The organism is uncultured Limnohabitans sp., assembly GCF_937889215.1.
In the GTDB taxonomy this organism is placed as follows: Bacteria; Pseudomonadota; Gammaproteobacteria; order Burkholderiales; family Burkholderiaceae_C; genus Limnohabitans_A.
This window is the reverse complement of sequence record NZ_CALBEX010000301.1, coordinates 1-8,253: the sequence shown is the minus strand read 5'-3', so window position 1 is coordinate 8,253 and position 8,253 is coordinate 1. Positions and strand designations below refer to the sequence as shown.

The window sequence follows — 8,253 nt, the reverse complement described above, 5'->3', positions numbered from 1 at the left end:
AGGGTCGCTTCCATGGCACCCAGAACGATCACGGACTTTTCGACATAAGCGTTCTGTCGGAAATGGGCGCTGTAGCGCGTGTCCAGCACCGATTCGATCATGGGCCAGGCCATGACCGGAAAACCCGGCACAAAGTGCACCATGCCGCCACCGGGGCCTGAGCAGCTGAAACCGGGAATCTTGTTGTAAGGGTTGGGGATGATGGCAGCCCCTTGCGGGAAGGTGCCCATGTTCAGTCGGTGCAGGTTGTCTGGCCGGTCGGGCTCATAGGGCACGCCCTGCTCTTTGGCCGTGTCTTGCATGCGCTCCTGAATCAGGCGCTTGGCCTCTGGGTGCAGCGCCAGCGGCACCCCCAAGGCTTTGGCAGCGCATTGGCGCGTGTGGTCGTCGGGGGTGGCCCCGATGCCGCCGAAGCAAAACACCACATCGGCCGATGCCAAGGCCCGCTGCAAAGTGGCGGTGATGCGTTCGGGAGAATCGCCCACGTACTCGGCCCAACTCAGGCTCAAGCCGCGCTGGTTCATGAGTTCGATGGCTTTGGGCATGTGCTTGTCCTGGCGCTTGCCGGACATGATTTCGTCGCCAATGATGATCAGGCCGAAGGTGGGTGTCATGGTGAAAGTTCAGAAAAGAAAATAGAAAAATAACGGTCACTCGCCTCAAAAGCTGCGCCGTGGCTCGACATCGGTCACGTCATCGGCGGGGCTTGGGGCGTCGGAGGCCAAACGCGCTGCAGCGGTGGGCATCGCCGTGGCATCGGGCGGCAGTGCAGGCAAGACCTCATCGACCGCTGCGTGCTGGGGCTCGCTGCGCAAGGACTGCAAAGCGGCCAAACCAAAATGGGCAAACCACAACGAAGAAAAAGCAAAAACAAGGGTGTAGATCCAGATGGCCATTGGCACCAAAATCACAAAGGCAGCGGCAAACAACGCCCCCGAGGCCCACACCAAACTGGGCGCAGCACCCATCAGCCCAGTCACGACACCCATGCCCAGAAAACTCATGCGGTGGCGGGCCATCAAGGTGTCGCGCTCTTGTGCACTGGCGAATTCGGCCAACACATCAAAGGCCATGACCCGGTAGGTTAACCAGCCCCAAATGAAGGCCGGCAGCAGCATCGCCAATGGTGGCACCAGCCACATGGGCAAAGTCAACACCAGCGCTCCAAGCGCCAGCACCAGCGAGACAAAGGTCCACCACAAACTCAGCAGCAAACTGCCGCCGTTTTTGCGCTGCAATTGGGCAAAACGGCGTTCGGCCACCATGCGCGTCAGCGCCGGCGTCATGAGAAACGACACCGCCAACAAAGACGCCACCACCACCAGCGGCGTGACCGAAAAGATCACCAACAGGGGCGCCACCACCGTTTTCAGATCAGGCAAGCCCACACCTTCGAGCCAGCGCCAAACCACATCGAGCCAAGTGGAGGCGTCCAGCCAGCCCCGCACCCAGGTGACTGCCAAGTCCCAGTAAAAGTAACCGAGCAACCAAGACAAGGCCACGATCAAAACCAAGGGCAAAATGGACAGCCCGATCACACGGGGGTAGAGGCAATACAACCCTGCACGCCAAAAGGAATCGATCAACAATTTCATAGGTGAAAGCTTAACAGTTGAAGTGGCACGGTTGCGCCGCCGCGTGAAGCCACAAAACCCGCAAATCAAACCACAATAAGCCCACCGGCTCCCAACCCACCATACCGGCCCACCCGACCCAAGCTGCTGCCAACAAGGATGACCTGTGCACCACCCCCAACTTGAAAAAATCCGGGTCGGCCCCGTGCAACTGGAAGCCCTGCACCTGTTCGGGCCTGCCGAAACGGGTCAACCCACGCTGGTGTTTTTGCACGAAGGACTGGGCAGTGTGCACATGTGGCGCGACTGGCCTGCCCGCTTGTGTGCACACATCGGTTGCTCCGGCTGGGTCTATTCGCGCCAAGGCTACGGGCAGTCCGACCCCGTGGTGGATGTGCGCGGACCGTCTGTGCAGGTGGGCGCGCAAAGACGGGGGCGCTTGCTGCCGGACTACATGCACAGGGAAGCGCTGGAGGTCTTGCCCATAGTGCTGAAGGCACTTGGCATCGAGCGGCCCGTTTTGCTGGGCCATTCAGACGGCGGCACCATCGCCCTGCTGCACGCCGCGCACCATGACGTGCGTGGCTGCATCGTGATGGCGCCGCACGTCATGGTGGAAGACGTATCTGTGCAAGCCATTGCGCAGGCCCGCGAAGCCTTCATGAACGGGGCTTTGCGCGAACGTCTATCCGCTTACCACGCTGACGTCGACGGTGCTTTTTGGCAATGGAACGATGTCTGGCTCAGCAAGGCGTTTCGCACTTTTGATATCCGACCCGAGCTGGACGCCATCCGGGCACCGCTGCTGGCCATCCAAGGCCAAGACGACGCTTATGGCACCCTGGCCCAGATCGACGACATCGCGGCGCGGGTGCCCCAAGCTCAATTGTTAAAACTGCCCCGCTGCGGCCACTCGCCGCACCGCGACCAGCCCGAACTCGTGGCACAGGCGGTTCAGGCGTTCTGGGCGCAGATCAGGGTTTGAGCAAGGCCAAGTCGCCCTCGGTCAACCAGCGCCATTGGCCGGGTGCCAGATCGTCCGCCAAGGTCAAGCCGCCAATTTGTGAGCGGTGAAGGCCTTCAACCCGGTTTCCCACGGCCGCCAACATGCGTTTGACCTGGTGGTATTTGCCTTCGGTCAGCGTCAGCTTCAAATGCAGCTCACTCACAGCCTCGCATGCCGCGGCCCGCACGGCTTGAGGGTCATCGTCCAGCACCACGCCCGTCAAGAGTTTGTCCACCATCTCGGGGGTGATCGGGTGCTTGGTGGTGACCTCGTAGACCTTGGGCACATGGTGCTTGGGCGAGCTCATTTTGTGAATGAACTTGCCGTCATCGGTGAGCAGCAACAAGCCCGTGGTGTCTTGATCGAGCCGACCCACCGCCTGCACGCCTTGCACCGCTGCTTTTTGCGGGCGCTGACGCAAGGGCGCGGGCAGCAAGGTGTAAATGCTGGGCCAAGTCGAAGGCTTTTGCGAGCACTCTGTGCCTGCCGGCTTGTGCAGCAGCACATAGGCCAAGGCTTGGAAAGGCCAGTCGGTGCCTTGCACATTGAAGTGCAGGCCTTCAGTGTCAAAGAATTGGCCCGAATCGGTGATGGTTTCACCCTGCACCTGCACATGGCCTTGCTGAACAAGACCGGCACAGACGCGGCGGGTGCCAAAGCCCTGGCTGAACAAAATATCTTCCAGGCGCATGGGTTTGTGAGTTTTGGCTTTCATGGGGCATCATTGTCGCCTCGAAAACCGCCCAAACCTTGCAGGAAGATGTGGCCCATGAATTCAGCCCTTGACACCCTCACCCGCATGACCACAGCACTGGCCAACTGCCGGGCAGGCGTGCTGCCTCAAACCGAGATGATTCAGCTGTGGCGCAGCGAGGCGGCCACATTGCCGCTGCCTGTGCGATTTGGTGAGGTTTTGGGCCCCTTGCTTGACCGCATCGAAGCCAGCGCTTTGTTCAGCGAGGAAAGCTGCTCGTTCAGCCAAAAAGATTTGCTGGACAATTTGGTGCTGTGGGCCGAAAAGGCCCGTGCGCACCCCGCCATCGCGTCGCATTGAAGAGCGCCGCCAGGCGAAGCCCTCAGCTCAACCCAGGGCCCCGCAGGCAGCCTCCGTGGAGACCTTGGCCTGCGGTTCGCCCAGGCCCAAAACCATGCCTCCATCCAGCGCCACAGTTTGGGCCATTTGAGCAGCCAACCAACGGTCAATGTGACCGGCATCGTGCACCAAGCGCAGCTCATCAAAGGCCTGCTGGGCCTCAGGGTAAACGCGGCGCATGAAGTTGAGCCACTGCTTGAGCCGCCCTGCCCGGTGCCGGGTGGCCACACGCGCACTCACGCCCAGCCAGAACACTTGCATCAAAGCCACCAAAGTGGACCAAGGCACACCCTGCCCCTGTGCGCGGCCTTGCCCAGTGGCCAGCTGGTGCGCAATGGCCAGCGCCAGCCCGGGGTCGGTGACCATGCCGCGCCCGATCATCAGGCGGTCGCAGCCCGTCACTTCGCGGCAACGCAGCGCGTCGGCCACCGTCCAGATTTCGCCATTGGCCACGATGGGCAAACGCACATGCTGGCGCAAGTCGGCAATGCGGTCCCAATAAGCGGGCGGGCGGTAACCGTGGGCCTTTGTGCGGGCGTGTACCACCAGCTCGCTGGCCCCGGCCGCCTCGATGGCTTGGGCACAGTCCTCGGCGCGGCTGTCGTCGTTGTAGCCCAGGCGCATCTTGGCCGAGACCGGAATGTGCGCTGGCACCGCCCGGCGCACCGCCGCCACGATCTGACCCACCAGTTCGGGCTCGTCCAGCAACACGGCACCGCCCCGGTGCTGGTTCACGGTTTTGGCCGGACACCCAAAGTTCAGATCAATGCCATGCGGCTGGAGCTCGGCCAGAGCCGCCGCGTTGTCGGCCAGGCACACCGGGTCAGAGCCCAGCAGCTGCACCTTGACCGGCACGCCGGCCTTCGTGCGGCTGCGGTTGAGCAACTCGGGAGCGACCCGAATGAAAGCGCGGCGCGGCAAGACCGTGTTGGTCACGCGGATGAATTCGGACACGCACTCGTGCACCCCGCCCACGCGCGTGAGCACATCGCGCAGCGTGTGGTCGAGCAGCCCCTCCATGGGGGCCAGCATGATGTGCATGGTGGGCCTGAACAGTGGGGCCGTCGGTTCAGCCGAGCTTGCGCTTGAGGCGAACTTCTTCAACCTTAACGCCGCCCAGGGGCACGGTGCGGGCAGTGTTCATTTCACGCTTGAAGCCGGCCAAGTCGTGAAAGCGCAAAGTGCGCTCGTGCAACAGCGGCAGCCAGACCGTCACTTCGGTGCAGTCCTCGTCTTCCAAGCCTTCGCGGGCAGCGTCCCACAGGGCCAGACCAACGCCTTGGCCAATGCGGTCGGGCGCAGCGTAGATGGCCCAGATCTCGCCCGTGGTGTTTTTGGATTTGGGGTCGCGCGAGCGGTCAAAGCCCACAAAACCCACGATCGCCTGGCCCACGGTGGCCACAATGACTTGCGGCTCGCCGTACTCAATGGCCTCTTTCCAGAACGACACGCGTTTGGGCATGGGCGTGGCGTCCCAATGGGCATCGGGCACTTGGCCTGCGTAGGCGGCGCGGCAGGCGCTCACATGCAAAGCAGCCACAGCAGGCGCGTCTTGGAGGGTGGCAAATCGGACTTGGATATCGGACATGGCGTGAACAGATAAAGAAAAAACAACGCAGTTTGACCACAGGGCTTTCTGCGCAAAACCCGTCATTGTCGCCGCATCGGTTATCTTCATCGAATGAGGATGTTTTACAGCTGTCAGAATTTTGCCGCGCCCAAGGCCCAAGCCCCCCTGCCACCCCCCACCCTGGCCCGTTTGTGTCAGCCCACCGTGTGGTTTGTCAAGGGCCTGCTTTGGGCCGCTGTCGCCTTCTGCACGGGCCCGCTCAACGCCCAAGCCCCTGCCCAGACCACCCCCACCCGTTTTGCCGACGACATGGCCGACCGCACCCGAGCCTGCACCGCTTGCCATGGCGATCAAGGCCGCGCCGGTCCAGACGGTTACTACCCGCGCTTGGCAGGCAAACCGGCCGGATACCTGCACAACCAGCTGCGCAACTTTGCACAAGGCCGACGCCATTACGAACTCATGGCCCGCCTGGTCGACCCGCTGAGTGACGATTACATGAGCGAGATGGCGCAGTACTTTGCCAGCCTCAAACTCCCCTACCCCAGCCCCAAGGCAGACAACGCCATCTCAGCCGAACGCCTGGCCAAAGGACAGCAACTCGTCACGCAAGGCGACGCCACCCGAGGCTTGCCCGCCTGCACCCAATGCCACGGCGTGCGCCTAACCGGCGTGCAACCCAATGTGCCCGGCCTGCTGGGCTTGCCCTTGGACTACCTCAACGCCCAACTCGGGGCGTGGCAAACCGGACAACGCCGCGCCCATGCCCCCGACTGCATGGCCGAAATCGTCCGGCGCATGCCCGCGCAAGACCTGATCGCCGTGTCCAGCTGGCTCGCCCGCCAGCCCCTGCCGAACGACACCCACCCGGCTGAGAAAGCGCCGGCAGGGCCACCCTTGCCCGAGGCCTTGCGCTGCGGCAGTGCGCCCGAACTGATGCCCACATCCGAAGCCAAGCGGGGAGAGCGGCCATGAAAAACATCTTGCAGATGCACCCGATCAAACGCCTGGGCTGGGTCAGCTTGACCAGCCTGCTGGTGCTGGCTTTGGGCGTGGTGTGGGACAACTGGGGCGATCTGCTGGGGCCACAACCCGACCACACGACCCTCGCAGCTCCAGCCACCGAAGCCCAGATCGAACACGGCCGCTACTTGGCGCTGGCTGGCAACTGCATGGCCTGTCACACCCCACGCGGGGGCACCCCCTTGGCAGGCGGACGCCGCATCGACACCCCATTTGGCGGCGTGTTCAGCAGCAACCTCACGCCCGACCCCGAAACTGGCCTGGGCCGCTGGAGCCCCCAGGACTTCTGGCAAGCGATGCACCTCGGGCGGTCCAAAGATGGACGCTTGCTGATCCCGGCTTTTCCGTACAACCACACCAGCGTCGTCACGCGCGAAGACAGCGATGCCATCTTGGCTTGGCTCAAGACCCTGCCCCCGGTGGTGCAGGCCCAGCCGGACCACACTTTGGTCTGGCCCGTGGGCACGCAGCCCGCGCTGGCGGTTTGGCGCAGCCTGTTTTTTGAGCCCAGCCCCTTTCAGCCTGACCAGGCGCAAAACGCCGAATGGAACCGGGGCGCTTACCTGGTGCAAGGCCTAGGCCATTGCGCCGCTTGCCACAGTCAACGCAACGTCTTGGGGGCCACCGGCGCGGTCGACGACTTGTCCGGCGGCCTGATGCCCGTGCTGAACTGGTATGCGCCCAACCTGACCCGCGACGCCGAAAGCGGGCTGGTCAGCACGCCCTTGCCCGAGATCGTGCGCCTGCTGCGCACCGGCGCTTCAGACACGGCACAAACCAGCGGCCCCATGGGCGAGGTGGTGCAGCACAGCCTTCAGCACCTGAGCGAAGCCGACCTGCAAGCCATGGCGGTGTACTTGCAGTCGCGCGCACGCAACGCAACCCAACCGCCTCTCAAGGCGGCCCAGCCCCCGCGCATCCACTTGCGCGTGGCCGAACAGGGTGCGCAGGTCTATGAACGCCAATGCCAGCAGTGCCACGGCGAGCGAGGTGAAGGCATCAAAACCGCCTCTGGTGAAGTGGCCTACCCCGCCTTAGCGGGCAACCGTGCTGTGTTGTTGCAAGACCCGACCAACCTGGTGCAATTGGTGCTCTACGGCGGCTACGGCCCCGTCACGCGTGGCCACCCCAGGCCATTCGGCATGCCGCCTGCGGTGCTGGAATTGCACGACAAAGACATCGCCGCCGTGCTGACCCACCTGCGCAGCCAATGGGGCAACCAGGCCAACGAAGTCACGCCCTTGCAAGTCAACCGAATACGAGCTGCGCAAGGCGGTTGAGCAGCCATCCACTGGGACCTTTGCCCGCTGATTCAGCGGACAAGTACTGCACACCCATTCAGCGCACCCTCATCACGCACCAACTCCACGCGCCAAACGCCCTCGCCGATCAATTTGGCATAGGGGCCCGGAATATCGGCGCGCCATTGGCCCTGGCGCACCGTGCTGGTGTATTGGCAAATCGTCTGCTGCTGCGCATCCACGATTTTCCAGCCCACCTGTTGGCCCTCGGGCAAGGCCGATTCGGCGCCAATGCTGCTGCTCGACAGGTTGCAGCCCACATGAAATTCCTGCCCCATGTCCTGCGCTTCGTGCGGCGGAAAATCCTGCCCCTCCATGAAACCAAACACCGGGTCGTGCGAAAGCAGGCTCTGGCGTACCGTGGGCCAAATGTGCATGCGCAGAAAATGCTGGTCCACCACCCGCTGGCCCAAATACTGGCCTTGCGTCACAAAATCCACCATCTGCTGGCGCAGGTTTTTGAACACCCCGCCGCAGCCGCCCCACATGCCCGCCAACAGCAGTTCGGTGTGCGAAAAATAATCGCGCATCAAATGGAAAAACCGGTCACTTTGCAACCAGGCCTCGATGGCCGCCACCTCGCGCCTTGAAATCAGCGAATCGGCATCGCGGATCAAGAAACGGTCCACGCTGTCGTCTTCCAGAACCAAAAAGCGCCACATCAACCCGCTCAACGCCTGCCGATC

Annotated in this window: 9 protein-coding genes and 1 pseudogene; 4 read left to right on the top strand and 6 right to left on the bottom strand. The window is 62.8% G+C overall.

Features of this window, described 5'->3' with window-relative positions:
- Together Q0341_RS07660 and Q0341_RS07655 are read right to left on the bottom strand one after the other, a co-directional pair.
- On the bottom strand, nucleotides 1–614 hold a 614-nt coding region (locus Q0341_RS07660; protein ID WP_299511751.1), incomplete at its 3' end, for a molybdopterin-binding protein.
- Nucleotides 615–659: 45 nt separating this feature from the next.
- A complete protein-coding gene (locus tag Q0341_RS07655) occupies nucleotides 660–1,595 on the bottom strand; it encodes an EI24 domain-containing protein (protein WP_299511749.1) in 936 nt (311 codons plus the stop codon).
- Nucleotides 1,596–1,740: 145 nt separating this feature from the next.
- Between Q0341_RS07655 and Q0341_RS07650 the strand changes: the two genes are divergently transcribed.
- On the top strand, nucleotides 1,741–2,559 hold the full coding sequence (locus Q0341_RS07650) for an alpha/beta hydrolase (RefSeq protein ID WP_299511747.1): 819 nt from the start codon (nucleotides 1,741–1,743) through the stop codon (nucleotides 2,557–2,559).
- Here the strand turns inward: Q0341_RS07650 and Q0341_RS07645 are convergent.
- The gene (locus tag Q0341_RS07645; RefSeq protein ID WP_299511757.1) at nucleotides 2,549–3,271 is read right to left on the bottom strand and encodes a 16S rRNA pseudouridine(516) synthase; all 723 of its coding nucleotides are present in this window, start codon (nucleotides 3,269–3,271) and stop codon (nucleotides 2,549–2,551) included. The two genes, Q0341_RS07650 and Q0341_RS07645, sit on opposite strands and share 11 nt — an antisense overlap.
- 159 nt (nucleotides 3,272–3,430) lie before the next feature.
- Between Q0341_RS07645 and Q0341_RS07640 the strand changes: the two genes are divergently transcribed.
- A complete protein-coding gene (locus tag Q0341_RS07640) occupies nucleotides 3,431–3,634 on the top strand; it encodes a hypothetical protein (protein WP_299511755.1) in 204 nt (67 codons plus the stop codon).
- A gap of 27 nt (nucleotides 3,635–3,661) precedes the next feature.
- On the opposite strand, the gene Q0341_RS07635 is transcribed toward Q0341_RS07640, so the two are convergent.
- Nucleotides 3,662–4,714 carry a tRNA-dihydrouridine synthase gene (locus Q0341_RS07635; protein WP_299511745.1) on the bottom strand — a complete coding sequence of 351 codons (1,053 nt, stop codon included), beginning with the start codon at nucleotides 4,712–4,714 and terminating at the stop codon, nucleotides 3,662–3,664.
- Nucleotides 4,715–4,742: 28 nt separating this feature from the next.
- On the bottom strand, nucleotides 4,743–5,261 hold the full coding sequence (locus Q0341_RS07630) for a GNAT family N-acetyltransferase (RefSeq protein ID WP_299511743.1): 519 nt from the start codon (nucleotides 5,259–5,261) through the stop codon (nucleotides 4,743–4,745).
- Nucleotides 5,262–5,552: 291 nt separating this feature from the next.
- Here Q0341_RS07630 and Q0341_RS07625 point away from each other — a divergent pair, with 291 nt between their 5' ends.
- Nucleotides 5,553–6,218, top strand: coding sequence for a c-type cytochrome (locus Q0341_RS07625; protein ID WP_299511753.1), 666 nt, complete (start codon nucleotides 5,553–5,555; stop codon nucleotides 6,216–6,218).
- Nucleotides 6,215–7,546 (top strand): cytochrome c, encoded by a 1,332-nt coding sequence (locus tag Q0341_RS07620; protein WP_299511739.1) that lies wholly within the window; start codon nucleotides 6,215–6,217, stop codon nucleotides 7,544–7,546. The genes Q0341_RS07625 and Q0341_RS07620 overlap by 4 nt, the downstream gene beginning before the upstream one ends.
- Nucleotides 7,547–7,578: 32 nt before the next feature.
- On the opposite strand, the pseudogene Q0341_RS07615 reads toward Q0341_RS07620, so the two are convergent.
- A pseudogene (locus tag Q0341_RS07615) lies at nucleotides 7,579–8,253 on the bottom strand (hypothetical protein); the annotation flags it as partial.